This is a genomic window from Photobacterium sp. J15 (assembly GCF_963870815.1).
GTDB classification, from domain to species: Bacteria; Pseudomonadota; Gammaproteobacteria; order Enterobacterales; family Vibrionaceae; genus Photobacterium; species Photobacterium marinum.
The window spans coordinates 2,595,974-2,622,211 of record NZ_CAWMUI010000001.1; the positions used below are offsets into that span (position 1 = coordinate 2,595,974).

Annotated in this window: 24 protein-coding genes; 7 read left to right on the plus strand and 17 right to left on the minus strand. The window is 47.5% G+C overall.

Going from position 1 to position 26,238, the window contains the following annotated elements; genetic code table 11:
* Positions 1-197: 197 nt before the first annotated feature.
* The 13 genes from AACQ93_RS11635 to yceD all read right to left on the minus strand — a co-directional run bounded on the left by AACQ93_RS11635 (position 198) and on the right by yceD (position 10,827).
* Positions 198-974: a TatD family hydrolase gene (locus AACQ93_RS11635; protein WP_064605173.1), complete on the minus strand. Its 777-nt coding sequence runs from the start codon at positions 972-974 to the stop codon at positions 198-200.
* A 24-nt stretch (positions 975-998) separates the two neighbouring features.
* The gene (holB, locus tag AACQ93_RS11640; RefSeq protein ID WP_064605175.1) at positions 999-1,964 is read right to left on the minus strand and encodes a DNA polymerase III subunit delta'; all 966 of its coding nucleotides are present in this window, start codon (positions 1,962-1,964) and stop codon (positions 999-1,001) included.
* Position 1,965: 1 nt separating this feature from the next.
* Positions 1,966-2,595, minus strand: coding sequence for a dTMP kinase (gene tmk, locus AACQ93_RS11645; RefSeq protein WP_064605177.1), 630 nt, complete (start codon positions 2,593-2,595; stop codon positions 1,966-1,968).
* Positions 2,595-3,608 (minus strand): endolytic transglycosylase MltG, encoded by a 1,014-nt coding sequence (gene mltG, locus AACQ93_RS11650; protein WP_064605179.1) that lies wholly within the window; start codon positions 3,606-3,608, stop codon positions 2,595-2,597. The genes tmk and mltG overlap by 1 nt, the downstream gene beginning before the upstream one ends.
* Entirely contained in the window at positions 3,602-4,411 is an 810-nt protein-coding gene (gene pabC / locus AACQ93_RS11655) for an aminodeoxychorismate lyase (RefSeq protein ID WP_064606673.1), read from the minus strand. Before pabC ends, mltG begins: the two co-directional genes overlap by 7 nt.
* A gap of 75 nt (positions 4,412-4,486) precedes the next feature.
* Positions 4,487-5,725: a beta-ketoacyl-ACP synthase II gene (gene fabF / locus AACQ93_RS11660; protein WP_007467181.1), complete on the minus strand. Its 1,239-nt coding sequence runs from the start codon at positions 5,723-5,725 to the stop codon at positions 4,487-4,489.
* 81 nt (positions 5,726-5,806) lie between these two features.
* Positions 5,807-6,043, minus strand: a complete 237-nt coding sequence (acpP, locus tag AACQ93_RS11665) for an acyl carrier protein (protein ID WP_007467184.1) — start codon at positions 6,041-6,043, stop codon at positions 5,807-5,809.
* A 159-nt stretch (positions 6,044-6,202) separates the two neighbouring features.
* Entirely contained in the window at positions 6,203-6,937 is a 735-nt protein-coding gene (gene fabG, locus AACQ93_RS11670; protein WP_064605181.1) for a 3-oxoacyl-ACP reductase FabG, read from the minus strand.
* A gap of 85 nt (positions 6,938-7,022) precedes the next feature.
* Complete coding sequence (gene fabD / locus AACQ93_RS11675) at positions 7,023-7,946, minus strand: ACP S-malonyltransferase (RefSeq protein WP_064605183.1); 924 nt, start codon at positions 7,944-7,946, stop codon at positions 7,023-7,025.
* A 178-nt stretch (positions 7,947-8,124) separates the two neighbouring features.
* A complete protein-coding gene (locus AACQ93_RS11680) occupies positions 8,125-9,081 on the minus strand; it encodes a beta-ketoacyl-ACP synthase III (protein ID WP_007467190.1) in 957 nt (318 codons plus the stop codon).
* 5 nt (positions 9,082-9,086) lie between these two features.
* Positions 9,087-10,112: a phosphate acyltransferase PlsX gene (gene plsX, locus AACQ93_RS11685; RefSeq protein WP_084419136.1), complete on the minus strand. Its 1,026-nt coding sequence runs from the start codon at positions 10,110-10,112 to the stop codon at positions 9,087-9,089.
* A gap of 9 nt (positions 10,113-10,121) precedes the next feature.
* Positions 10,122-10,292: a 50S ribosomal protein L32 gene (gene rpmF / locus AACQ93_RS11690; RefSeq protein WP_006231206.1), complete on the minus strand. Its 171-nt coding sequence runs from the start codon at positions 10,290-10,292 to the stop codon at positions 10,122-10,124.
* A 19-nt stretch (positions 10,293-10,311) separates the two neighbouring features.
* A complete protein-coding gene (gene yceD, locus AACQ93_RS11695) occupies positions 10,312-10,827 on the minus strand; it encodes a 23S rRNA accumulation protein YceD (protein ID WP_007467200.1) in 516 nt (171 codons plus the stop codon).
* Between the two features lie 375 nt (positions 10,828-11,202).
* On the opposite strand from yceD, the gene AACQ93_RS11700 reads away from it, so the two are divergent.
* Positions 11,203-11,784 carry a Maf family protein gene (locus tag AACQ93_RS11700; RefSeq protein ID WP_064605185.1) on the plus strand — a complete coding sequence of 194 codons (582 nt, stop codon included), beginning with the start codon at positions 11,203-11,205 and terminating at the stop codon, positions 11,782-11,784.
* Between the two features lie 98 nt (positions 11,785-11,882).
* On the opposite strand, the gene rluC is transcribed toward AACQ93_RS11700, so the two are convergent.
* Positions 11,883-12,830 (minus strand): 23S rRNA pseudouridine(955/2504/2580) synthase RluC, encoded by a 948-nt coding sequence (rluC, locus tag AACQ93_RS11705; RefSeq protein WP_064605187.1) that lies wholly within the window; start codon positions 12,828-12,830, stop codon positions 11,883-11,885.
* A gap of 448 nt (positions 12,831-13,278) precedes the next feature.
* Here rluC and rne point away from each other — a divergent pair, with 448 nt between their 5' ends.
* Together rne and AACQ93_RS11715 are read left to right on the plus strand one after the other, a co-directional pair.
* On the plus strand, positions 13,279-16,434 hold the full coding sequence (rne, locus tag AACQ93_RS11710) for a ribonuclease E (RefSeq protein WP_198160159.1): 3,156 nt from the start codon (positions 13,279-13,281) through the stop codon (positions 16,432-16,434).
* Between the two features lie 236 nt (positions 16,435-16,670).
* Positions 16,671-18,227: a SulP family inorganic anion transporter gene (locus tag AACQ93_RS11715; RefSeq protein ID WP_064605191.1), complete on the plus strand. Its 1,557-nt coding sequence runs from the start codon at positions 16,671-16,673 to the stop codon at positions 18,225-18,227.
* A 42-nt stretch (positions 18,228-18,269) separates the two neighbouring features.
* On the opposite strand, the gene AACQ93_RS11720 is transcribed toward AACQ93_RS11715, so the two are convergent.
* A complete protein-coding gene (locus AACQ93_RS11720) occupies positions 18,270-18,740 on the minus strand; it encodes a low molecular weight protein-tyrosine-phosphatase (protein ID WP_007467210.1) in 471 nt (156 codons plus the stop codon).
* A 124-nt stretch (positions 18,741-18,864) separates the two neighbouring features.
* Here AACQ93_RS11720 and AACQ93_RS11725 point away from each other — a divergent pair, with 124 nt between their 5' ends.
* Positions 18,865-19,776 (plus strand): D-alanine--D-alanine ligase, encoded by a 912-nt coding sequence (locus AACQ93_RS11725; protein ID WP_064605193.1) that lies wholly within the window; start codon positions 18,865-18,867, stop codon positions 19,774-19,776.
* A 38-nt stretch (positions 19,777-19,814) separates the two neighbouring features.
* On the opposite strand, the gene AACQ93_RS11730 is transcribed toward AACQ93_RS11725, so the two are convergent.
* Positions 19,815-20,513, minus strand: a complete 699-nt coding sequence (locus tag AACQ93_RS11730) for a DUF3313 domain-containing protein (protein WP_064605195.1) — start codon at positions 20,511-20,513, stop codon at positions 19,815-19,817.
* Between the two features lie 216 nt (positions 20,514-20,729).
* On the opposite strand from AACQ93_RS11730, the gene cobT reads away from it, so the two are divergent.
* The 3 genes from cobT to cobO are packed head-to-tail and all read left to right on the plus strand — an operon-like array spanning position 20,730 to position 23,245.
* Positions 20,730-21,758 carry a nicotinate-nucleotide--dimethylbenzimidazole phosphoribosyltransferase gene (gene cobT, locus AACQ93_RS11735; protein ID WP_007467216.1) on the plus strand — a complete coding sequence of 343 codons (1,029 nt, stop codon included), beginning with the start codon at positions 20,730-20,732 and terminating at the stop codon, positions 21,756-21,758.
* A complete protein-coding gene (locus AACQ93_RS11740) occupies positions 21,755-22,582 on the plus strand; it encodes an adenosylcobinamide-GDP ribazoletransferase (protein WP_084419140.1) in 828 nt (275 codons plus the stop codon). Before cobT ends, AACQ93_RS11740 begins: the two co-directional genes overlap by 4 nt.
* Before the next feature lie 57 nt (positions 22,583-22,639).
* Positions 22,640-23,245 (plus strand): cob(I)yrinic acid a,c-diamide adenosyltransferase, encoded by a 606-nt coding sequence (gene cobO / locus AACQ93_RS11745; RefSeq protein WP_064605197.1) that lies wholly within the window; start codon positions 22,640-22,642, stop codon positions 23,243-23,245.
* A gap of 46 nt (positions 23,246-23,291) precedes the next feature.
* Here the strand turns inward: cobO and AACQ93_RS11750 are convergent, their stop codons facing one another.
* Positions 23,292-26,219, minus strand: coding sequence for a multiheme c-type cytochrome (locus AACQ93_RS11750; RefSeq protein WP_064605199.1), 2,928 nt, complete (start codon positions 26,217-26,219; stop codon positions 23,292-23,294).
* Positions 26,220-26,238 lie beyond the last annotated feature (19 nt).

The following is a 26,238-nucleotide window of genomic DNA, read 5'->3' on the forward strand; positions in this document are numbered from 1 at the left end:
AAAATACACAAATCACATTAAACACTAAGCATGTAGCATTATTTCACTTCTGTAAGTATAGTTTCTTTACGTAACGAAATTACATTAAGCCAATATCGCTTAAATATCACCCCATTCAGGTAGTTAAGCAACAAAGCATGATAGGAAAGATGAGTAATAGATAATAAAAAAGGAGCAAGCGCTCCTTTTTTATTCAATCAACGTTCGGCTTGCGAAAAAAGCCTAAAGAAGTTATTTGTGGTGATTTCTTCCACATCCTGAACAGACACACCTTTTAATAATGCAATATATTCAGCGACTTCACGAACATAAGAAGGCTGATTCTGTTTCCCGCGATATGGAATTGGTGCTAGGTACGGAGAATCTGTCTCAACAAGCAAGCGCTCTAATGGCAAATGACTGACCACATGTTTAAGATCACTAGCCTTATTGAAAGTTACAATACCAGAAATAGAAATATAGAAACCAAGCTCAATTGCTTCCTGCGCCATTTCCAGGCTTTCAGTGAAACAGTGCAATACACCACCACATTTCTCAGCACCTTCTTCACGCAAAATTTGCATCGTATCTTCACGAGCCATTCGGGTGTGAATAATCAGCGGTTTTTTCAGTTCAACCGCCAGACGTACGTGCTGACGGAAAATCTCTTTCTGCTGTTCCGCCAGCTCTGGCTGATAGTGGTAATCCAAGCCGGTCTCACCAATCGCAACCACTCGCTCATGTTGGGCATATTCCCTCAGCTTATCGAAGTCAAATCCAGCTTCAATATCCAAAGGATGTACGCCACAAGACGCAAACACATTGTCATGCGGCGCAATCATTTCCATCATGGTCGGAAAACTTTTCAACGTTACCCCGACAGAGAGAAAATACTCAACACCTCGTGCCTTTGCCTTGGCTAACACATCATCAATTCCTGTATGAAGTTGCTCATAATCCAGTTTGTCCAGGTGACAATGTGAATCAACTAACACAATTTTTTCCTCAATTTAATTCATTTATCCGTGGCTGATAAAACCAGTCAGCCACTCAACAATCAGCAACTCTTCGTTTAATCCTGAATGCATTTCAAGCTGTCGATGGAGTTCATTTACTTTGCGTACCTGACTCAACAATACAGCCGGGTTCACAGCAGCAGCCACTGCCTGAACCTTATTTAAAGACTCACTATGTACAAAGCAGTTACTGACGCCTTGCTGGTACTTAATACAATCAACCAGGAAGTAACTCAGCCATTTCAAGCTGGCACGCCCTTCACTGGTACAGAGGCCCGCCACTTCATAGATACCGGTAAACGGTGGCTGACTGAAAGCCGTAAAGGCTTCAATAAGGTTTCCATGCCGAATATCTTGTCCTTGCTCTACAAACTGAAGCGTCGCTAGTGGTGCCCCACTATTTAATCTTACCGCTTCAAGCTTAATAGACTGCATCATCTGCTGCTCGACCCAACGCTTGGTATCATCTTCGTTCGGCATTGTCAGACGCCACTTGTTACAACGGCTATTAATTGTCGGCAGCATGTTATCCAGTGACTGCGCCGTCAAAATGAACTGACAATCTGCAGGCGGCTCTTCAAGCGTTTTAAGTAAGGCGTTTGCCGCCGCTTCACCTAATGAATCCGCATGATCAATCAGAATTACACGCTGGCCACCAAGCTGCGATGTTTCCACTGCCCAACGATTACACTGTCGGATAGTATCAACCCCTATCTGCTTTCCTTCCTCAACTGGTGCGACATAGTGGAAATCCGGGTGAGTTTCTGCTTCAAACAGCTTACAGCTGTGACACACTCCGCAAGGTTCTGTATCACAGTTCTGGCAAAGTACAGTCCTGGCAAGCTGTTTCGCTAGCACTTCACGCCCGCTGCCTTTTTCCGCCAGCAATAACACTGCATGATGCAAACGCTTCTGGCCCAGCAACAGCTGCCAGTTTTGCCATAATGTCTGTTGCCATGGGTAGAGCATACTAGTTTTGCTCCAACCAGGATTGCAGCGCCCTGGTGATATCAGCAGTAACGTCCTCAAGCGACTGGCTCGCATCAATAATAGCGACCGATGGGTCGTTTTCAGCAAGCTCAAGGAAACGAGCACGGGCACGGTGGAAAAAGTCGATATTCATCAGCTCAATACGATCAAGCTCGCCACGGCCTCTGGCCCGCTCAAGGCCAAGCACAGGATCGATATCCATGTACAAAGTAAAGTCCGGGCGGAAATCTCCAAGCACAGTATCACGAAGATTCTCCATTAATGCCTTGTCAAATCCACGACCACCGCCCTGGTAAGCCTGCGATGACATATCATGACGATCACCGACGACCCAGCGCCCTGAATCCAATGCTGGCTTGATAACGTTATCGACAAGCTGAATACGGGCAGCGTATAGCAATAGAAGTTCAGCCATATCGGTTAATGGCTCATCCGGGTGCCCTTCTTTAACCAACTTACGCATCTGCTCAGCAAGTGGCGTACCGCCCGGCTCACGAGTTAGTTCAGGAGAGTCTATTCCATGTTCGGCGAGGATTTTAGCTACCTGTTTTATGGCAGTGCTTTTTCCGGCCCCTTCCAGGCCCTCAATTACGATAAATTTACCAGTCATTATTTTTTCTTTAGTGTTCTTAGGTACGCACGAACAGCACGGTTGTGCTCATTCAGCGTTTTAGAGAATTTGTGACCGCCTTTGCCATCAGCCACAAAATAGTAATACTTGCTGTCGTCAGGTCTGACCGCAGCCAACACCGAAGCTTTGCTTGGCATGGCAATCGGAGTCGGCGGCAAACCGAAGATGGTATAAGTGTTGTACGGCGTTGGAGTACGTAAGTCACGCCTGCGAATATTGCCGTCATACTTATCGCCCAGCCCGTAAATTACAGTTGGATCGGTTTGCAAGCGCATACCCTTATTCAAGCGGTTCATAAAAACCGATGAAACAGTAGCACGCTCATTATCGACAGCCGTTTCCTTCTCGATAATCGATGCCATGATCAATGCTTCATAACGGTTTTTCAAAGGAATAGAAGCATCACGATCCTGCCACGCTTTATCTAACACAGAAGCCATCTCGTTATAGGCACGTTTAAGCAATTCCAGATCTGTTGTGCCAGCTGTGTAATGGTACGTTTCTGGCAGCAAATATCCTTCTAATTTACGAACATCTGCTCCAATTGCCTTAGCGATCTCTGCTTCAGACATTCCTTCTGTTTTATGGACGACTTCTGGTGCATCAGCCAGTTGCTTCAGCCAGTCAACGAAGCGATCACCTTCAAGTAAGGTAATCGCAAACTGGTGCTCTTTACCAGAAGCAATCAGTGCCAGTACATCTCTCAAAGTACCGTTATTTGGAATTAGGTAAGAACCTGTCTTGATGTGTGCCAGTTCGGGCTCTAAGCGAACAGCCCAACGGGTCCAGCGTGAAGCGGGGATAATGTCCTGGCGAACCAACTGATTCACCAAACCACGATAAGATGTGCCCGGTTGTACCTTAACCAATACCTCAGTCTGGTTGGTAACGGGTTGTTCTAATGATGTTTTCACCTGTTGATATACCCAGCCGGCTCCACCAGCGGCAATCAGGCCAACGAGAACAACTGCTATTAACAACTTCTTTAGCACGTGTACAACCTCTTGTTTAGCAATGTCAGCGCATCTCGCGCCAAAAACAGATTTCCGTTTATTTGTGTTATTGGTACTAATGCCATCAGAGCATTAGTAATAAAGACTTCATCAGCACAAAGCAATACATCGAGCGGCTTTTTGACAAACTCAAGACAATACGGGCTATCGTCAATAAGCTCGATCACATGAGCTCGCATCACCCCGTGAACACCGGACATATCAAGCTCAGGAGTGAAAATGGTATCACCTTTACGCCAAAAAATATTAGATGCAGTTACTTCAATAACGTAACCATTCACATCCAGAGCAACAGCGTCTAACCAGCCGCTTTGTTCCGCTTCTTGCTTGAGCAGCACCTGCTCCAGCCTGTTCAGGTGCTTAAAACCTGCCAGCATAGGAGAAAGTGAAAGACGTTGCCGACAAACCCCCAGCTCAATACCTTCTGATTGCCACCGGATATATTGTTCAGGCCATGCAAAATCAGAAACAACAACCTGAGTGTCACAACAACCGGAAGGACTATAACCACGCCCTCCGCTTCCGCGGCTTAGCAATATCTTAATTCCGCCTTTTTCAGGATACTGTGCAGCCAGCTGGAAAACGATCTCTGCCAGCAACGACCAGTCAGGAGGCGTAATCCTGAACGCTTCCACATTCTTCTGCAGTCGTTGAAGGTGCAACGCCCAAAGCCTCGGCTTTCCATGCTCCACTAAAATAGTCGTAAAGCAGCCGTCACCATATTGCATGGCACGATCCGAAACAGGCACATGCATTTGCTCTCTGCCATTGATCAGAATCATTGTTTTCACGCCCATTACCTATAAAAAAACGGCTCGGTGCATAACACCGAGCCGTCTTATGATAACAGGTTATCGTTAAATTTTCTTAAATAGCAACGAACCGTTAGTACCACCGAAACCGAATGAATTACATAGTGCGTACTCAAGGTTTACCTGACGAGCTTCACCTGGTACATAATCCAGATCACAGCCTTCATCAGGGTTATCAAGGTTGATTGTAGGCGGTACAGCCTGATCAACCAGAGTCATAGCTGTGATGATAGATTCAACAGAACCAGCAGCACCCAGTAGGTGACCAGTCATAGACTTAGTTGAAGAAACCAGTACTTTGTCTGCCGCAGCGCCCATAGCGCGCTTGATGCCCAGAGTTTCAGCAACGTCACCAGCAGGTGTTGATGTACCGTGCGCATTCACGTAACCAATTTCTTCAGCATTGATGCCAGCATCACGGATTGCCGCTTCCATAGCAAGCGCACCACCAGAGCCGTCAGCACTTGGTGAAGTCATGTGGTAAGCGTCACCACTCATACCAAAGCCAACAAGCTCTGCATAAATTTTCGCACCACGAGCTTTCGCATGTTCATACTCTTCCAGTACCATCATACCGGCACCGTCACCCAGAACGAAACCGTCACGGTCTTTGTCCCAAGGGCGAGAAGCAGCTTGTGGATCGTCGTTACGGGTAGACAGGGCTTTAGCCGCTGCAAAACCACCCATGCCTAGCGGAGTAGATGCTTTTTCTGCACCACCAGCCAGCATTGCATCAGCATCGCCGTAAGCAATCATACGTGCAGCATGGCCAATGTTATGAAGGCCAGTTGTACATGCCGTAGAGATAGCGATGTTTGGACCACGTAGGCCATGCATGATAGACATGTGACCCGCGATCATGTTTACGATTGTTGAAGGAACAAAGAACGGGCTAATTTTGCGCGGACCTTTTTCCATCAGAGCCTGATGGTTGGCTTCGATAAGACCCAGACCACCAATGCCAGAACCAATAGCCACACCAATACGTGGTGCGTTTTCTTCAGTTACTTCAATACCAGAGTCTTTTAATGCCTGGACGCCTGCTGCGATACCGTATTGAATGAACAAGTCCATTTTGCGGGCATCTTTCTTGGTCATGTAATCTTCACAGTTGAAGTCCTTGACCATACCAGCAAAACGAGTAGCAAATGCGCTAGCGTCAAAGTGCTCAATATTGCTGATACCGCTAGTGCCGGCCAGAAGAGCTTTCCAAGAAGACTCAACGCTATTGCCAACAGGTGACAACATACCCATGCCAGTAACAACTACGCGACGTTTTGACACGATTATTTCTCCGGGAATTGAGGATAAAAAAGTTAGAAATTAAATCAGGCGGTCATGGAGACCGCCTGGAGGGAGTTCTTATTACTCAGAAGCGCCAACAACGTAGTCGATAGCAGCTTGAACTGTAGTAATTTTTTCAGCTTCTTCGTCAGGAATTTCAGTGTCGAATTCTTCTTCAAGAGCCATTACTAGTTCTACTGTATCTAGAGAGTCAGCACCTAGATCGTCAACGAAAGAAGCTTCGTTCTTAACTTCAGCTTCGTCTACACCCAGTTGCTCAACGATGATTTTTTTTACGCGTTCTTCGATGTTGCTCATACTAATCTATTTCCTTAAAACAAGAATTCGCTAATGCGATTTGCTGTAGTTTATTCATTACTGCAAAAGTTGCAATACATAAGGTGCTGGTCAAACCACGATTTGGTGCTAAAACAAGTTGAGTTTGACCTGCATCATCAAGTAATGCAACTTTTTTGGTTAAATCATGTACATGCCGCCGTTAACATGCAGGGTTTCACCGGTTACATAACCAGCGTCATTTGATGCTAGGAATGCAACTGCTGCAGCGATTTCACGTGGGTCACCCAGACGACCAGCAGGAACTCCTGCAAGTGTAGCAGCACGTTGCTCATCGTTCAGGGCTTTTGTCATATCAGTTTCGATAAAGCCAGGAGCAACTGTGTTCACAGTGATACCACGAGAAGCAACTTCACGAGCCATTGACTTGGTAAAGCCTACCAGACCAGCTTTTGCTGCTGCGTAGTTAGTCTGACCTGCATTACCCATAGTACCCACAACAGAACCGATGTTGATGATACGGCCATAGCGCTTTTTCATCATTGCACGCAGCACTGCTTTAGACAGACGGAAGATAGACGTCAGGTTTGTATCCAGGATGTCTTGCCACTCGTCGTCTTTCATACGCATCAGCAGGTTATCGCGAGTAATACCAGCGTTGTTAACCAGAATATCAATGTCACCATATTGTGCTTTGATATCTTTCAATACTGCTTCGATAGACTCTGGTGAAGTTACGTTCAATGCCATACCTTTACCATTGTCACCCAGGTATGCGCTGATTGCTTCAGCACCACTTTCAGATGTCGCAGTACCAATTACTGTTGCGCCACGCTCAACAAGAATTTCAGCAATAGCACGGCCAATACCACGGCTCGCACCGGTTACCAGAGCAATTTTACCTTCAAGGCTCATTGTCATTCCTCTTCTAAAAATAGCATGCAGTCAGTTGATTACCGGAGATGGTTAGTTACCAAGCTCACAAAAACAGACTGCAAGTTTACTTGGCAGCTTCCAGGCTTGCCGAATCATTTACGGCAGAACCGCCAAGCGCACGGTTAATACGTTTTGTCAGACCAGTCAGCACTTTGCCTGGGCCCATTTCAAGCAGGGTCTCAATGCCTTCTTCAGCCATACGCTCAACAGACTCAGTCCAGCGAACCGGACCGTACAGCTGCTTAACAAGCGCCAGCTTGATAGCGGCAGGATCTGTTTCTGTCGCAACGTCGGCGTTGTTAATTACCGGAATAGCCGGCGCATTGAATTCGATGCTCTCAAGCGCAACAGCTAGTTTTTCTGCTGCAGGCTTCATCAGCTCACAGTGAGAAGGCACAGAAACAGGAAGCGGAAGCGCACGTTTAGCGCCAGCTTCTTTACACAGAACATTTGCACGCTCTACTGCTTCTTTATTACCGGCAATAACCACCTGGCCTGGTGAGTTAAAGTTAACTGGTGAACAAACCTGATCTTGTGCAGCTTCTTCACATGCCTTAGCAATCGCATCATTGTCCAGGCCAATGATTGCAGACATTGCACCAACGCCAGCCGGAACAGCTTCTTGCATCAGCTGACCACGAAGCTCAACCAGCTTCACCGCTTCTTTGAAGTCGATAACACCGGCACAAACTAGTGCAGAGTATTCACCCAGGCTGTGGCCTGCCAGTACTGCTGGCTGCTCACCGCCCTGCTCTTGCCATACACGCCAGATTGCTACAGAAGAAGTCAGCAGTGCAGGCTGTGTGCGGTGAGTCTGGTTCAGGTCTTCAGCCGGACCATTCTGAACCAATGCCCACAGGTCATAGCCCAGAGCTTCAGATGCTTCAGCAAAAGTTTGTTTTACAACATCAAACTGCTCAGCCAGTTCTGCCAGCATGCCAACAGTCTGTGAACCCTGGCCAGGAAAAACAATCGCGAACTTAGACATTCGAGAATCCTTATTCTTGTTACTGATAATTCAGCATATCAACGAGCTACCCGCAGCTTTAAACTTCACTGACAAAACCTTTCCCAAGGACGACAGTACAATGCGGATAGCTACCTAATTTTACTTACAACTTTAGCAGTTCCGATAATGCGCACAGTTTAACTGCCCCTGAGCAAAATCAGAACTTAACCAGTGCAGAGCCCCAGGTAAAACCGCCACCAAAGGCTTCAAGCAGCAAAGTCTGACCGCGCTTGATGCGGCCATCACGTACCGCTTCATCAAGTGCTGTTGGTACGGTTGCTGCCGAGGTGTTGCCGTGACGATCAAGAGTCACAACCACCTGATCCATCGGCATCGACAGTTTCTTCGCCGTTGCCGAGATAATACGTAAGTTGGCCTGGTGAGGAACCAGCCAGTCTAGTTCAGACTTGTCCATATTATTGGCAGCCAGCGTATCTTTAACCAGACGGGAAAGTTGAGTTACGGCAACCTTGAATACCTCATTACCTGCCATATACAGCCACTTATCTGCGCTGAATTCTTTACCATGATCTGGCACAGCCAGGCTCAGCAGGCCGCCGAAATGACCATCGGCATACAGGTGGGTTGAAATAATTCCCGGCTCTTCGCTTGCACCGACAACAACGGCGCCGGCCGCATCACCAAACAGAATGATCGTAGAGCGATCATCAGGATCACACTTATGAGAAAGTGCATCAGCACCGACAACCAGTACATTTTTTGCCATGCCGGTTTTGATATGCTGATCGGCAATACCAAGGGCGTAAACGAAACCAGAACATGCAGCGGCAATATCAAATGCCGGGCAACCTTTAATATCCAGCATTCCCTGGATCTGACAGGCTGCAGATGGGAATGAATGGCTCTGGCTTGTCGTCGCTACAATAATAAGATCAATGTCTTCCTTATTAACACCCGCCATTTCAATAGCGTTCAAAGAAGCCTGATAACCCATTACTGCAACTGTTTCATCAGCTGATGCAATGCGACGCTCACGAATACCGGTACGGGCAACGATCCACTCATCGCTGGTATCTACCATTTTTTCCAGATCGGCATTGGAGCGGATCTGTTCTGGCAAGTAGCTGCCGGTACCTAAAATTTTGCTATACATGAAGACTAATAATGCCTCTCGAGTAAGACTTCTTCCAAACGGTCACTGATTTTTGTCGGTATTTGCCGTTTGACCTCGTGTACCGCTTCGCCAATAGCATTAGAGAAAGCGGAAATATCAGCACTTCCATGGCTTTTGACCACAATACCGCGCAATCCTAACAGACTTGCACCATTATACTGGTCGGGGTTCAACTGTTTTAGGCTCTCAAACAGGTCATTAAACAACCACTTAGCCACTAGTCGCTTAAGCGGGTTGTTAGTAACAGCTTGCTTGATACTGCCTATAAACAGGTTCGCTACCCCTTCACTGGTCTTCAGGCTCACGTTACCGACAAACCCGTCACACACGATCACATCGGCACGTCCGCTATAAAGTTCATCACCTTCAAGATAGCCGATGTAGTTAATGTCGGGAGAGTTTGCCAGCATTTCAGCACAGCGTTTGACTAAATCATTTCCTTTAATCTCTTCCTGGCCGATGTTCAACAGAGCAACCCGCGGAGAAACTCCGTTCCTCTGTTCGGCCAGCACAGCTCCCATCACCGCAAATTGAAAAAGCGTATCGGCATCACACGATACATTGGCCCCGAGATCCAAAAGCCAGGTCTTACCCCGGGTCTTGGTAGGTATAGCAGATACCAGTGCCGGACGATCTACGCCGGGAAGCTGTTTCAGGGTATAGCGGGATAATGCCATTAATGCCCCGGTGTTCCCTGCGCTAACACAGGCGTCAGCCTGTTTATTCGCAACGGCATCCAAAGCAGCGCGCATGGAAGAGCCTCTGCTGTGTCGCAAAGCATGGGACGGACGTGTATCGTCAGCGATGACGTGTTCGCAATGAACGACGCGAATTCGAGGATGGTGAAGTTTATTTAGAAGAGACAGCTGAGATGTGATCGCACTCTGATCACCATAAAGAATAACTTTTAGCTCCGGGTATTGTAACAGTGCCTGCACGGAGGCAGGCACTGTTACTTGAGGACCGAAATCCCCGCCCATTGCATCAAGTGCAACGGTTAGACCACTCAAGGCTCAACCTTATTTGTTGATAACCTTACGGCCACGGTAGAAACCGTCAGCAGTCACGTGGTGACGTAGGTGAGTTTCACCACTTGCAGAATCTACAGATACAGCTGCAGTTGTCAGTGCATCGTGAGAACGACGCATACCACGTGCTGCACGTGATTTTTTGCTCTTTTGTACGGCCATTAACCCTACTCCTGTTAAATTACTTACTTAGATTTTTCAATACTGCAAACGGATTCGGACGCTCATCAGCAACGGGGATCTCACCAAAAGTCATGTTTCCGCTGGCTTTACAGTCAGCTTCATCATGCATAGCGACTTGAGGTAGTTCCAGAATCAACTCGTCTTCAACGATTTGAATCAGGTTGATCTCACCATTTTCGTCGACGTCAGCCGGCTCATAAGCTTCCGGAAAATCATCTGCTTCCTCTGGTTTGAGGAGCGGACTATAACAGAACTCAACACGGTATTCGTGTTTGAACTCTTCCTGGCATCGCTGACAGGTCAACATCACTTCAACATCTGCACAACCGCGCATAAATGCAAGGTGACGTTGGTCAAAGTCAAATGATAAGGTGACGTTTGCATCACGTGTTACGCTCTGTGTTGACTCAGCCAGACGCTCAAGAAGCTCGGCTTTGATGATTCCATCATAGTCGAGTTTTTTCTGAGCAGCGCGAACCGGATCAACCGTTAGCGGCAATTTTACCTTTTGCATAGGGCGCGAATATTAGCCTTCTAATCAGTTTGAGTCAAAGGAAATGTGCGCGAATTAACAGCAATTAGTCAATTCACCTGTTCACGATAAAGCGCTTTGCGTCAATCGGAGACATTTCCGCCTTTTTGTCTGTTATCTGCCTGACAATCAATAAGTTGATCTTAACCGTCACAATGAACAAATAACACACAAAAAGTGACCAAAATACGAGCACCAACTATTCAACTTCGGCACACTTTCAGTATGGTTGATACTGAATAAATACCCGATGATATTTCACCAAGTCAGATCCTATCAAAACAATAAAAACCAACCATAGCTTCAATACCAATTGCCCGCTAGACTAACACAACCAAAAACCATCCGTGTAACACTATGACACAACCTCTGCTGTTAGCATCAACGTCTCCTTTTCGAAAAGCTTTATTGGATAAATTTCATTACCCGTTTGATACCGCCAGCCCTGAAACTGACGAAACGCCGCTGCCAGATGAAACTGCCGAGCAATTAGTCCAAAGACTGGCAGAAGCGAAAGCGAAGGCTTGTGCCGCTCAGTATCCGAATCACCTTATCATTGGTTCGGATCAGGTTTGTGTCATCAATGGGCAAATCATCGGTAAACCACATACTTTTGAGAGAGCCTGCCAGCAATTGATGGAAGCCAGTGGCCAGACCGTGACTTTCTATACAGGTCTTTGTCTTCATAACGCCAAGACAGACGAGAGTGATGTGCTTTGTGAACCTTTCCATGTCCACTTCAGGCAACTCACGGAACAGGAAATCCGAAATTACGTTGAGCGAGAGCAACCGCTGAACTGCGCAGGCAGCTTTAAAAGTGAAGGACTAGGCATCGCTCTTTTCGATAAGCTGGAAGGCCGGGATCCAAACACTCTGGTAGGTTTGCCATTGATTGCCCTACGGGAAATGCTGGCAAAACAAGGTGTACAAATTCTTTAACCCCTCTCCATTATCCCCACCCAATATTTCAAGTATGAAAAAAGGCGAGAGACACAGTCTCTCGCCTTGGTTAACAACTCTCACCAATCAAGAATGAATCAGTTACCCTTACGCAACTGTTTTATCGCCTTTTGTAGCTTAGACTCCATTGGTGCATTAATTTCCATCTCTTCTTCGGTCTTCGGATGGGTGAATCTGATATTCGCCGCATGAAGGAAAAGTCGATTGAGACCCGTTTTCTTCGTGTAAGCATCAAAGCGAGGATCACCGTAACGATCATCCCAAGCAATCGGGTGACCGGTATACTGACAGTGAACCCGGATTTGGTGAGTACGGCCTGTTACCGGGCTAGCCTGTATCAGAGTTGCCTGATCTAAACGCTCAATCACCTTAAAACGGGTGTCAGACGGCTTACCGTTCGGATTAACACGAACAATACTGTTTACTTCATTTTTCAACAGCGGCGCAGTCACTTTCTTACAGCTGGCTTTCCACTCACCCATCACCAGTGCAAAGTAGTACTTTTGCACTGTCTTGTTACGGAACTGCTCCTGCAACTTACGAAGCGCTGAACGCTTCTTCGCCACAAGCAGGATACCTGAAGTATCACGGTCAATACGATGAACCAGTTCAAGGAATCGGGCCTGCGGGCGCAGCGCACGCAAAGCTTCGATGGCGCCGAACTTCAAACCGCTGCCGCCATGAACTGCCGTACCGGATGGTTTATTAAGAATCAGCATTTGGTCATCTTCATAGATGATGCAGGATTCTAACTCTGCCACCTTATCCAGTTTTGTGCTTATCGGCGCTTGTTCTTCTTTTTGAGGAACCCGCACTGGCGGAACGCGGACAAGGTCACCGTCACACAATTTATATTCAGGTTTTATCCGTTTTTTGTTTACTCGAACCTCACCTTTACGCAAGATACGGTAAATCATACTTTTGGGAACGTTTTTCAGCCGAGCCAGAAGAAAGTTATCGATTCGCTGGCCTGCAAAGTCATCAGTAATCTCGATGAATTGCACTTTTGGTTTATCATCTTTCATAGTTTTTGATTCTATCACGCTTACAAAGCAGATTGCCGCAAAAAAGTCACCCTGCTATGATTGCGTGCGAGAGTAGGAAAATGTGCCTACGCTTGTAACACTATGAGCAAATTATCACCTAAGTGATTATTAATTATGCAGCTCCGATGAAAAACGCAGCAGATGGCGTAAGACGTTATAGTCAGCGGAGTGATTTTTAGTGTATTCGATTAACGAATTTTTTTATTGGTGTGAGAGATACCGCCGCATAAAACGGTGATACCAGCTGTATATTCCCTGATCTAATCATCTTGTTGCAGTTGGTCGATACGTGTTGCCAGATAGCACTCCTGAATTCCAGCCGTGAGGTTGCACGAACAAACAGACTTGGAGTCAGGCACCACCAATATGAACTCGTTGTTCGAGTCACTAACACAACGACAAAAACGAGTACAATAGAATGAAAAGAATGTTGATTAACGCAACTCAAAAGGAAGAGTTGCGCGTCGCATTAGTTGATGGGCAGAAGCTATTCGACCTAGATATCGAAAGCCCTGGCCACGAATCTAAAAAAGCAAATATTTATAAAGGCCGTATCACCCGCATCGAACCAAGTTTGGAAGCAGCGTTCGTTGACTATGGTGCAGAACGTCACGGTTTCCTTCCGCTAAAAGAAATCGCTCGCGATTATTTCCCGGCAGACTACACCTACCAGGGCCGTCCTAATATCAAGGAAGTCCTGAAAGAAGGCCAGGAAGTAATTGTTCAGGTTGATAAGGAAGAGCGAGGCAACAAAGGCGCGGCTCTAACCACTTTTATATCTCTTGCTGGTAGTTACCTTGTACTGATGCCTAACAACCCTCGTGCCGGTGGTATTTCACGCCGTATCGAAGGTGAAGAGCGCACTCAGCTAAAAGCGGCACTAAGCACACTGGAACTGCCTCAGGGTATGGGCCTTATCGTGCGTACAGCCGGTGTCGGCAAGTCAGCAGAAGATCTGGCTTACGACCTGAACTACCTGCTGAACCACTGGGAGCGAGTAAAAGAAGCAGCTAATTCTGCACCGGCACCTTTCCTGATCCACCAGGAAAGTAACGTAATTGCCCGTGCGATCCGTGATTACCTGCGTCGTGATATCGGTGAAATCGTTATCGACAGCAAGAAGATTTACGATCGTGCCCGCAACCATATTGAGCAGGTACGCCCGGACTTCCTGTCTCGCGTTAAACTGTACGAAAACACTGAAACACCGCTTTTCAATCACTATCAAATCGAAAACCAGATCGAATCTGCTTTCCAGCGTGAAGTTCGTCTTCCTTCAGGTGGTTCAATTGTTATCGACCCGACTGAAGCCCTGACTTCCATCGATATCAACTCAGCCCGTGCAACTAAAGGCGGCGATATCGAAGAAACAGCACTTCAGACTAACCTTGAAGCAGCCGATGAAATCGCTCGCCAGCTTCGCCTGCGTGACTTGGGTGGCCTGGTTGTTATCGACTTTATCGATATGACACCGGTTCGTCACCAGCGTGAAGTTGAAAACCGTCTTCGCGAAGCTGTTCGTATGGACCGAGCTCGTGTACAGATCGGCCGTATTTCCCGTTTCGGTCTGCTTGAAATGTCTCGCCAGCGCCTGAGCCCTTCTCTGGCAGAAGCGAGTCACCACGTATGTCCTCGCTGTAGCGGTACTGGCGTGATCCGTGACAGTGAATCTCTGTCACTGTCGATTCTTCGTCTGATCGAAGAAGAAGCGCTGAAAGACAATACATCGCAAGTACTTGCGATTGTTCCGGTCGCTATCGCGTCCTACCTGCTGAACGAAAAACGCAAATCTGTACAACACATCGAAAAATCTCACGATGTGCGCGTTATTATCGTTCCGAATGCAGACATGGAAACACCACACTATGACGTTGTTCGCGTTCGTAGCGGTGATGAGCATGACACTCTGTCGTACCACCTGCCTCGCACTCTGGAAGCGATGAAAGAAGCCGAAGCAGCAGAAACGACACCTGAACGTGTGGTTAAGAAGCGTGAAGAGCCTGTTCTTCAAGGCTTTGCTGCGCCAAAAGAACAACCTCAACTTAAGAAAGCTCCTGCGGCAAAACAAGCGGCAGCGAAAGCACAAAAAGAAGAGGAAAAACCAAGTCTGTTCAACCGCTTATTTTCTGCTCTTTCAAACCTGTTCTCTGGTACCCAGGAAGAGGTAGAAGAAAAGCCGAAAGAGAAACAAGCTAAGCGTGGTCGTCGTGGTGAACGTCAGGAAGGCCGTCGTGGTGAGCGCAAAGACAGCCGTCGTGGCGAACGAAAAGAACGTCGCGGTAAAGATTCACGTGGCCGGCAGGAAGCTGAGCGCGATACTCGTGAAGCCGGCGAACAGCAGCCTAAACAGCGCCGTCGCGGTGAAAAAGCGAAGCAGGAACGTCAGCAGCCTGAGAAACAGGCTAAGCAGCGTCAGCAACGCAGCGAAGATGCTCAAGAGCAAAAGCGCCAAGCTCGTCGCGAAGAAATCCAGGCTCAGAAGCAGCGTCGTAAAGAAGCTCAAGCAGCGAAAGCTGAAAAAGCCGCTGTAGAGGAACCTCGCGAGCAGGAAAAAGAGAAAGAAAAGGCAACTAAGGTTAAGCAACGTCGCCAGCGTCGTCAGCTACGCAAAAAAGTGCGTATCACTGATGAGCCGCAAACTGAAGTGCAAAGCCAGAAGACTGAGCCAGTAGCAGAAGATAAGAAACCTTCTCCGCTACAGGAACAAGGTATGGCTATGGCGAAAGAAGCTCAGGCTCAGCATACCCAGCCTGAAAAAGCGGAAACTGAACAGGCAGAAGGTAACGAGCAGGAAAACGGCCAGCGCCGTAACCGTCGCTCTCCTCGTCATCTGCGTGCAAGTGGCCAGCGTCGTCGCCGCATGCGTGACACCCGTCCGGAGAAAGGTGTTGATACTGAAGCTGTTTCTGAAGCAGTAGGTCAAGCTGTTGAAGAAGTGGCAGATACCCTTGACGCAATGGAAAATGTAATCTCTGTTGTTGAAAAGCCAAAGGCTGTGCGTCTGACATCAGGCGTTGCATCTCCTGAAATGGCGATGGGTAAAGTCTGGACTCGTGCAACTAAACCGGCAGTGAAAGAGGTTGTTGAAGAGCAGACACCAGAGAAAGCTGAAGCTAAACCAACGGAAATAGTTGCAGAAGCCAAGCCAGCTGCAGCACTGGGTGGTGTGGCGATGCCAGAACTGGCAATGGGTAAAACCTTCCCTCTTCGCCGTGAAGAAGCACAAACTGAGCAAGTAGTTGAAACATCAGTTGCTGAACCAGTAACTACTGAAGCTGCACCAACTAAGGTTGAAGCAGAAATCAAGCCAGCTGAAACTGTAGAAGTTGCAGTAGAAGAAGCTGTTGCTAAGGTAAAAACTGAAGTAGAGACGACTGCACACGCGATTGTCACAGCGACCTCACCTCGTGGCCGTCACACTGTTTCGGCAATGGCTAAAGCACCGGCTCCGAAAGAAACCGCTGATAGCACAGTTGTTGCAATCGCACCGCTGCGTGAAACTCGCGCAAATGCCCGTGCGGCTGGCAGCCAGACAGCAACTAATTTTGCTGCGGCACCAATGACAAAGCCTTCAGTGAACTAAGTCATTAAAATCAGTAAAAAGCCATGCTTAATGCATGGCTTTTTTTTGTCTGAATTTTCTGATTGGTCATTTTTTAGTTTTTAGCGGTTTAATACTACTGACATCAAAGAATCTTATTCTTGCTAACACTTTTGCGCTTAAACTGCGCTTGAAAGTTGAACTAAATCACAGATTTCTGTAGCATTCGCAACTTCATTTGCTCTTTAGATAACTGAACCGGAACAAAACCAAAGAAAATGTTTGAATTCCCTCAATTTTCGCGTCAAAGCGTCAAAAATGACGTTCTTTCAGGGCTTACCGTTGCCCTGGCACTGGTACCAGAAGCCGTTGCTTTTGCTTTCGTTGCAAGTGTCGATCCAATGGTTGGTTTATACGCCGCCTTTATCGTAGGCCTGGTAACAGCGGTTCTTGGTGGCCGCCCTGGTATGATCTCAGGTGCTACCGGCGCAATGGCTGTCGTAATGGTAAGCCTTGTAGCTGATCACGGCGTTCAATATCTGTTTGCAGCAATCATGCTGGCAGGTGTTTTGCAGATCGTGGCAGGGGTATTCAAACTGGGTAAATTTATCCGTATGGTACCGCATCCGGTTATGATCGGTTTTGTTAACGGTCTGGCTATCGTTATCTTCCTTGCCCAGCTGGGCCAGTTCAAAGTGCCAGACGCATCCGGTGCTCTACAGTGGATGCAAGGTACGCAGCTTTACATCATGCTGGGCCTTGTGGCACTGACAATGGCAATCATCCACTTCCTGCCTAAGCTGACTAAGGCTGTTCCATCTTCTCTGGTTGCCATCATTACAGTAACAGCACTGGTACACCTTCTTGGCCTTGACTCCCGCACGGTTGTAGACTTCGTACGCACAATGAGTGGCGATGATACTGCAACTCTTGCCGGCTCTCTACCGACATTCGCGTTGCCTGAAGTTGGCTTCAACATGGAAACGCTGCAAATCATCCTGCCGTACTCTCTGATCCTGGCAGCAGTTGGTCTTATTGAGTCTCTGCTTACCCTAACTGTTATTGATGAAATGACAGGTACTCGTGGTCAGGGCAACCGTGAATGTGTTGGTCAGGGCATTGCAAACATGACATGTTCTGTATTTGGCGCAATGGGTGGCTGTGCGATGATCGGCCAGTCAATGATCAACATTAACTCTGGTGGTCGTGGTCGTCTTTCAGGTATTACCGGCGCTGTAGGCCTGCTGCTGTTTATCCTGTTTGGTTCAGACCTGATCGAAATGATCCCGCTGGCAGCCCTTGTCGGTGTTATGTTCATGGTTGTTATCGGTACGTTTGAATGGGCAAGCTTCAAGATGGCCCGCAAAGTACCTAAGCACGACTTCTTTGCCATCATCCTTGTAACCTGTGTGACCGTCGCGGCCGACCTTGCTATCGCTGTAGTAGTGGGTGTGATTTACTCTGCACTGGTATTTGCTTGGGAGCACGCGAAGCGTATCTATGCAACAAGCCATATCACTGAAAACGGCTCTAAAGTTTATGTAGTGAATGGTCCTTTGTTCTTTGGTTCAGCGTCACACTTCCTGGAGCTATTTGATGCGAAAAATGACCCAAGCGATGTCATCATTGATTTTGCAAACTCTCGCGTTGCCGATCACTCTGCTATCGAAGCAATTGATACTATCGCAGAACGTTATGGCAATCAGGGCAAGACCCTGCATATCCGCCACCTGAGCCCTGAGTGTCGCTCTCTGCTGAAAAAAGCCGGTAACCTGGTTGAGGTTAACCTAATGGAAGACCCTAGCTATAAGGTTGCAACAGACACCCTGGCATAATATTGCTGTTTATGAAAAACGCCCGCAATTGCGGGCGTTTTTTTATCTGGTGCTGATTTTCTCAAGCAAACAGTCAGTCGCTTCTTCAATCAAATCGAGCACATATTCAAACCCACGGACACCACCGTAATAAGGGTCCGGAATTTCAACTATCCCGCTTTCTGAATAATCCAGAAACAGGCCGAGTTTATCTTGATACTGCTGCGGGCAAATACGTTGCAAGTCATCCAGATTCGCTTTATCTGCGGCAAGAATAAGATCAAAACGCTCGAAGTCATTTGCAACCACCTGGCGTGCGCGGATCCCGGAAAAACTATACCCTCTTGCTTCACCTGCGGCTCTGGCCCGCTGATCAGGTTGCTCGCCCTGGTGATAACCAATAGTCCCCGCAGAATCAATTTCAAGTGCAACACCACGGTCTGTTGCCTTAGCGCGAACAACCGCTTCTGCCGTCGGTGAACGACAAATGTTGCCCATACAAACAACAAGTACTCTGTAGGTATTATTAGACATATCAATTCCTAGTGATAATATACGCAGCGCCAATAGAAATACTATTGCTTAGCCACTGATTGCATTCTGATTCGCATTCAACAAGATAATATACATTCCATATTACGTAAGAGGGAACCTCATCGTGGTAAAAAAAGTCGCTGTTTTATATGGTGGTTCTTCAAGTGAACGCAACATCTCATTAATGTCTGGTACTGCAGTTTCCGGAGCCTTAAAGCGAAAAGGTTACGATGTTATAGACATTGATGTTGACGAATCCTTTGATTTCACAAGCCTGCCGGCACTGAATATTGATAAAGCCTTTCTGGCCCTGCATGGCGGTGACGGAGAAGACGGTACGATCCAGGCCGCACTCCAGCTCTTGAATATTCCTTACACTGGCAGTGACCACCGTGCATCTGCTGTCGGTATTGATAAAGCGATGACCAAAAAAGTCTGGCAGGCCTCCGGCATCACGACTCCTCGCTTCTTCGAAATCTACCAGTCCAACTACCAGAAAGATGCACTGTCTACACTGCTTGACGGTTACAAATTCCCTCTTGTCGTAAAACCGGCAACTCAAGGTTGTAGCATCGGTATTAACCGTGCAAACAACCTTGAAGAACTAGAGCGCTTTGTTGACGAAGCATTCAAATATGAAGACAAAGTATTGATCGAGAGCTTTGTTTCCGGGCGAGAGTTTACGGTAAGTATTCTTGGTGACAGGGTATTACCAACTGTAGAAATCGAGCATTCTCACTCTTTCTTCAGCCACGAGGCGAAGTTTAAGTCATCAGATACCCGCTACCACTGCCCGGCCAATCTGACACCTGAGCAAGAAGAAAGGATCCAGGCACTTTCTCTGGCAGCATTCCGCGCCCTGAATGCATCCGGATGGGGACGTATTGATGTGATTGCTGACGAAAATGATCACTTCTATGCCATTGAAATCAACACTGCACCGGGTATGACGGCGCGAAGTGTGTTCCCTCTGGCAACGGAACAGGTTGGCATGGACTACGACAATACCGTCGAGGCCATCCTTCACAGCATCTAACCCGATGCCGAAATATTAAAACGACCCACGAGCAGGGCTTAGCCCTGCTCTGTTTCATTTAGCGTCGCCTGATACGCGGTCAGACGAATGAAATGCACAATATCCTGAGTAAAGCGGTCAACTGTATCCCTGATCTGCTCATATTCCAGCTCAACCGTATCATTTTCCAAGATACCTTTCGCAAGAATCACCCCAACCCGCTCTGCCAGTATTTCATCTGTTCGGCTGTCCACCAGCTGAGATTCAACCAGAATACGCACATTACGATCCCGAGTGCCTAAAAGCGCCTTCGCGCCACCAATTAGCGCTCCGTACGGCAGTACTTCGTTGATTTGCAAATCTTCCATATCCGTACTGGCGCGGCTAATCATAATCTTCAGCGTGGCGGTATCTACACCGGATCTATCGACTAATTCAACACCCTGACCAAGCTCAGTTTTAAGCACATTCGTTAATCGCTGGGAAACCCGCTTCAGCACCGGTTCCGGGATCTGCCGTACCGCTGTAGCACTTTGATGTAGTCCTACCGGCTCGATAAGCAGCTTGCTGTATTGGGAGATTTCCAACGCAGGTGATACCCACTGCATACCCGTGGCATCACTGATATATTCAACTTCAGTCATCTTGTCACGATACACGACCAGATTACTTTGCTGCTCATCTTCGGTCGGCAAGCGACTGGAACAACCACTAACAATAAAGCTGAATAATAATATCAATAATGATTTGTATGGCATGATTGGGTCTCGTCAGGCAACAGTAGTTATCATATACAGTATATCGTGCCATATATTAAGGGCGGATTCTATACACTAATTACTGCCGACGATGTAATTTCCGTTTTTTTAGTTGATGCCATTGCCATAGACGCTTAGGTGGCGCAAAATTCCTTAGCCGAATACAGCGGCAAAAACCAGCCTTCACCATTGCCATTAACAGGGAGAGTGGCATCCATGTTTTCTATTGCTTCACCCATCACGTCTTCTGAAAAACAAATCCGGAACAAAATCGACAATAAAACCAAGCCTGTCGGAGCTCTCGGCCAACTGGAAGATATCGCAACACAACTGGCATTGATCCAGCAATCTGAAACCATCACTGTCAGTCAGCCACACCTACTGGTTTTTGCCGGTGATCATGGGGTCGCCAAACACGGGCTGAGCATTGCCCCGAGTGAAGTAACAACGCAGATGGTGATGAATTTCCTTGCCGGTGGCGCAGCCATAAACTGCTTTTGTCGCACCAGTGACATGTCCCTCAAAGTCATCGATGCCGGAACTAAAGTTGAAGCGGAAGATCACCCGCAGCTAATAAAACAACGGCTGGGATATGGAACAGAAGATTTTAGCCAACAAGCCGCCATGTCTCCAGATGCTGCCCTGCGAGGTATTAATTATGGTGCTGCACTGGTTGAAAAACTTCATCAAGATGGTTGTAACCTGGTCGGATTCGGCGAAATGGGGATCGGTAATACCAGTAGTGCCTCGGCAATTATGGCTGCTATTTTAAAAATTCCTGCCGACGAATGTATCGGACGCGGAACAGGTATCGATGATACCCAGATGCAACGGAAGCAAGCACTGATCACCCGTGCTTTGGATTTACACCGAGAACGACTTGATGATCCGATGCAGATCCTTGCCTGTCTCGGCGGATTCGAGATAGCTCAAATCACCGGAGGAATGCTAAAAGCAGCAGAGTTGAAAATGACAGTGCTTGTTGACGGATTTATAGCGACAGCCGCCGCTATGCTGGCAACGGCTATGCACCCTGAAGCTAATCATTACTTCATCTACTGCCATTGTTCCGAAGAATCCGGCCATCAGCGAATGCTACAGTATCTTAACGCTACCCCCTTACTGGATTTAGGCCTGCGGTTAGGCGAAGGAACCGGTGCTGCACTGGCCCTGCCATTCATTCGAGCAGCCTGTGAGTTTTACAATAATATGGCAAGTTTCGACGATGCAGGAGTCACCGTTTGAGTTCCGACAGCCTTGTGAATAATTCCGAAGAACAGTCTCCTCAACACGAGGAAGCGGCTGGTTTGAAAGCACAGTGGCAAATATTTCTGGTTGCCCTAGCTTTCTTTACCCGAATTCCGATCCCTGCGGATACCCCTTACTCCCCACAAAGGCTAAACAAGGCTAACCGCTACTTCGGAGCTGTCGGCCTGATTGTCGGCTTGATTAGCGCCGCTGTTTACCTTACTGCGCTCATAGTCCTCCCACCAGCAATTGCTGTTGCACTGGCCATGGTAAGCAGCTTGCTGATTACCGGGGCCTTCCATGAAGACGGGCTGGCCGATGTGTTTGACGGCTTCGGGGGCGGCTGGCAGCCAGAACAAAAGCTGGCGATCATGAAAGACTCTCGTATTGGCACTTACGGATCGTGTGCGTTGGTGATGGCATTAGGCCTTAAGTGGCTGGCTCTGTCATCAGCGGCGGAAGTTGACGTATGGCTACCAGCACAGTTTTTTATTATCGGACATACACTGAGCCGGATATGCGCAGCCAGCCTGATTTTCTCGTACCCCTATGTCCGGGCAGATCAGCAAAGTAAGGTTAAACCACTCGCCAATCAGCAAAGTCTGCACGATTTGTGGGTTTTAATTGCTACCGGATTGATTATATTACTTATACTGCCACTAGAATCCGCATGCATGCTGACAGCAATATTGCTGCTCACCCGTTTTCTGTGCGGAAAATGGTTTAACCAACAGCTTGGTGGCTATACCGGTGATTGCCTCGGGGCAGCTCAACAAATATGTGAAATTGCCGGATATATGACGTTACTGGCATTGCTTTAACTTTATGCTCAAGCAATAAATCCAGTACCCAAAAGTGAATAATAAGAAAGGCTCAGCATGACTGAACAAAACAATAAAGACGATCGACATAAAGCACGTCAGCAAAAAATCAAACAAGAAGTCGATGCCCGAGTTGAAGCAGCACAAGATGAAAAAGGCCTGTTCCTAATCATCACAGGTAATGGAAAAGGGAAATCAACTTCAGGTTTCGGCACCATTGCCAGAGCAGTCGGACACGGACAGAAATGTGGCGTAGGCCAGTTCATCAAAGGTACCTGGGACTGCGGCGAAAGAAACCTGCTTGAATCCCATGGCGTCGATTTCGCCGTTATGGCCACGGGCTTTACCTGGGAAACACAAAATAAAGCAGCTGATACAGCCGCCGCTCAGGCAACCTGGGCTGAATGTAAGCGAATGCTGGCTGATGAGCGCTATGATGTCGTGTTACTTGATGAGCTGACCTATATGGTCACTTATGGCTATATCGATTTAGAAGAAGTGATTGAAGCTATCGCCAATCGTCCTGCGATGCAGTCTGTCATAGTTACAGGGCGAGGAGCTCACCGCAGCTTAGTAGAAATGGCAGATACGGTATCAGAAGTTCGTAATGTGAAGCATGCTTTCGAAAGCGGCATCAAGGCCCGACAAGGCATTGACTGGTAAAGAAACGGCTCAGGTATTTACTGGCACCTGAGCCGGAATAACCACCTTACTGTACTGGTGATAAATAGGTCTTCACCACTTTCTGTAGTTCGATAACCTCCGGATCCGGAATATTTTCATCCGGATAGGCATTACGAACCTTATCGGTCAACGCCTTGGCAAACACTTGGTAGAGAACCCTGGTTGATACCGTTAACGGGTATTCAACATCCTTCGGCAACTCAAATACCTCATTACGAGTCTCTCCGGATTTAATCCGAGTATCTTTACCGATTTTCACGTAGCGCCAGAAACGTAAACCTACAGGCTTACCATCTTTATCAACCCCGACCTTAATAAACTTACGTGAATCTTTCGGGATCACCCCATTTTCCATCACACCGCTGCTATATACACGCTGACCGTTAGCATCGGTCGCAATCACTTCCAGCCATACCTGACGACGGGCACCACCAGGCATATCATGACCTGAATTAACATTCGTTATCTTGGCCGTCAGCTTACTCCCCTGCTTTTCCACCTCAAGACTCAGCGCTGTTTTAAGAATATCAACACTCATCTTCTTGTGTTCAGGATTACGCATGCCGGTAAAGAAGTAGTTGCCGCCAACCAAGTGGTGCGAACGTAAGTTTGACTTCATCGGGCCATTATTGGTTGATTGTCCCCCCACTTTGTTATTGAAATCCGTCACATCCTGAGTCATATGGCAATCAATACAAGTTTTATGCTGCTTGGGATCATCTGGCGCATTAAACGGTGATGCCAGCCACTCGCCAAAATTATCATTGATATTCGCCCCCTGCCCGGTAGTGAACTCATTATGGCAAGTCGCACAATAAAGCGAACTTTGGTAAAGCTCAGGGTTGGAATATGATGCTTTGTGCTGCTCCGGTGACGCATTGATTTGTTTCTCAGCCAGCCATTTGAGCATGCTGTTTTTAACATCATCGAACACATAACTTTCACGGTCTTTAATATTAACTGTCATATCGGTGTTGCCCCCGGCATTTTCCGCTTTGGTAACCCGGTGACAGAAAACACAACCCGTTCCTCGTTCACTCACCGACTGGCCATGGGCGTAGGCCTGTTTCAGCGACTTTCCACCTTTTTCCCACATATCACCAAAATCAGACATTGGCTTTTTGTCACCATTTATCACCATCTGAGGTGCATGGCAGCCGCGGCACAAGACACGGAATTCCTCACCTTCACTTTGGGCTGCAACATCTTCCTGGAAACGATAATACGGGTGATCCATATTCATGCCGTGGTTTGAATCTGCCCACTGATCATAAATCGTGGTATGACAGTCTGCACACTCAGCGGAGTTAATCCACTCACCTGGGTGGGTATAGCGCTTGTTATCATCCAACCGCAGCCAGGTTGATAAATAAGGCAAGTTCTCTGGTGCACGAACATACTCGTTCAAGGCCGTCATCATCTTGGCCGCTTCCAGCGGGGGATTCTCAATGCTAACCGGTGGCAATGATTCTTCGCGTGGGTCTCCCCCCATTCCACCCTGAGTCTTCTGAATTATATCGATATAGGCTCCGATCGGATCACCGGCGATCATTTTGCGCACATCAACATGGCCGGTAATCGCATTACTGAAACGATCTTTCTTGCCATCTGTCATCAACTGGCGGTTAGTAAAATTGAAACCATCAAGGTGACAAGAATTACAGCTCATCCAGAAATCACCGGCCATTGGGAAATCGGGATAATCCGCCATATTGGCACTATTAAACAATGTCTTGCCCAAACGTAACTGCTTCGGCAAAGGGTCAACAGAAACCAAGTCGGCAAAATTGGCCTGAGTTAGCTTAACTTTTGAGAACGGCCCTGCTGCCCCAGTATCAAACTTAGCTATATCTAATGACATCGCATTTTGTACATAAAGCTCCCGACCTGAAACCAGCAGGCCCCGCGGGTTATTGCCCGGCACGTTACGATAAATCTGGGTTGCTTTCACCCCGCCCTGGAATTTCTTGCGGCGATGACGATTTTTATTCTTCTTTCCCTGACGAGACAGGTCAAACACCATCAGATCTTCGGAACCAGCCAGAGTAAAGATGATCTTTTTACCATCATCAGTGAACACCGCATCATGAGGATTCGAAACAATCCGAATCCTGTTTCCACTTTCGATAATGTTAATCTGTTTGAAAAGTTGCTTCCGCTCATCAACAATTTCATGCTCGTTACCCGGCTCCAAATCCAAAATGGACACGGTCGGAAAAACTGTCGACTGGAACTGGAAGTCGTGGCCAAATGACCATAAGACATGGGGCAACCAGGCCTGACGGCCATCAGGGGAAATTGCAATATTATCCAACTGGCGTGGTTTACCCTGCGGATTTGTCTTAACCGAATCGGCCGCACTATCTGCAAGCTGCACGACCTTGATCAACTGCGGCAGTTCTCCAGTCACATCATAGATAGATACCTGCCCTGAAAGTGAGTGAGTCACCAGCAAACGCCCATCATCAGTAAGCGCCAGGCCACGTGGTGTTGATGCTGTCTCTATAGTATTACTGACTTCGCCATCAGTATTTATAACCAGCAGCTTATCGCGCTCAAAACTGGTGACATAAAACTGCCGATGCTGCGAGTCATATACCACACCAAACGGGCGCGAAGGAACAGCTGTCACGCGCTTGGTCTTCAAAGTCCTTGCATCCAGTAGTACAACCCGATCGTTCAGATAATCTGTCGCCAGCAACAAGTTACCTTCATCTGTCTGAGCGATACGGCGAATATCACGACCAATTGTTGACTCCGCAATTAACTTACCATCATCACGGGCAAGGATACTGACGCTACCGGCATCAAAGTTAGCACTGATGATCCGACTTTTATCTTGATTAAACAGCATCGAGCTACTTTTCTCGATCGCCATTGCCGGCTGGCAAAGCAAGGCCAGCAACACGAGCATAAGTTGCTTCGCCGGCTTAAATTTACTACTTAACTTCATTCGTCTTTACACTTGATAA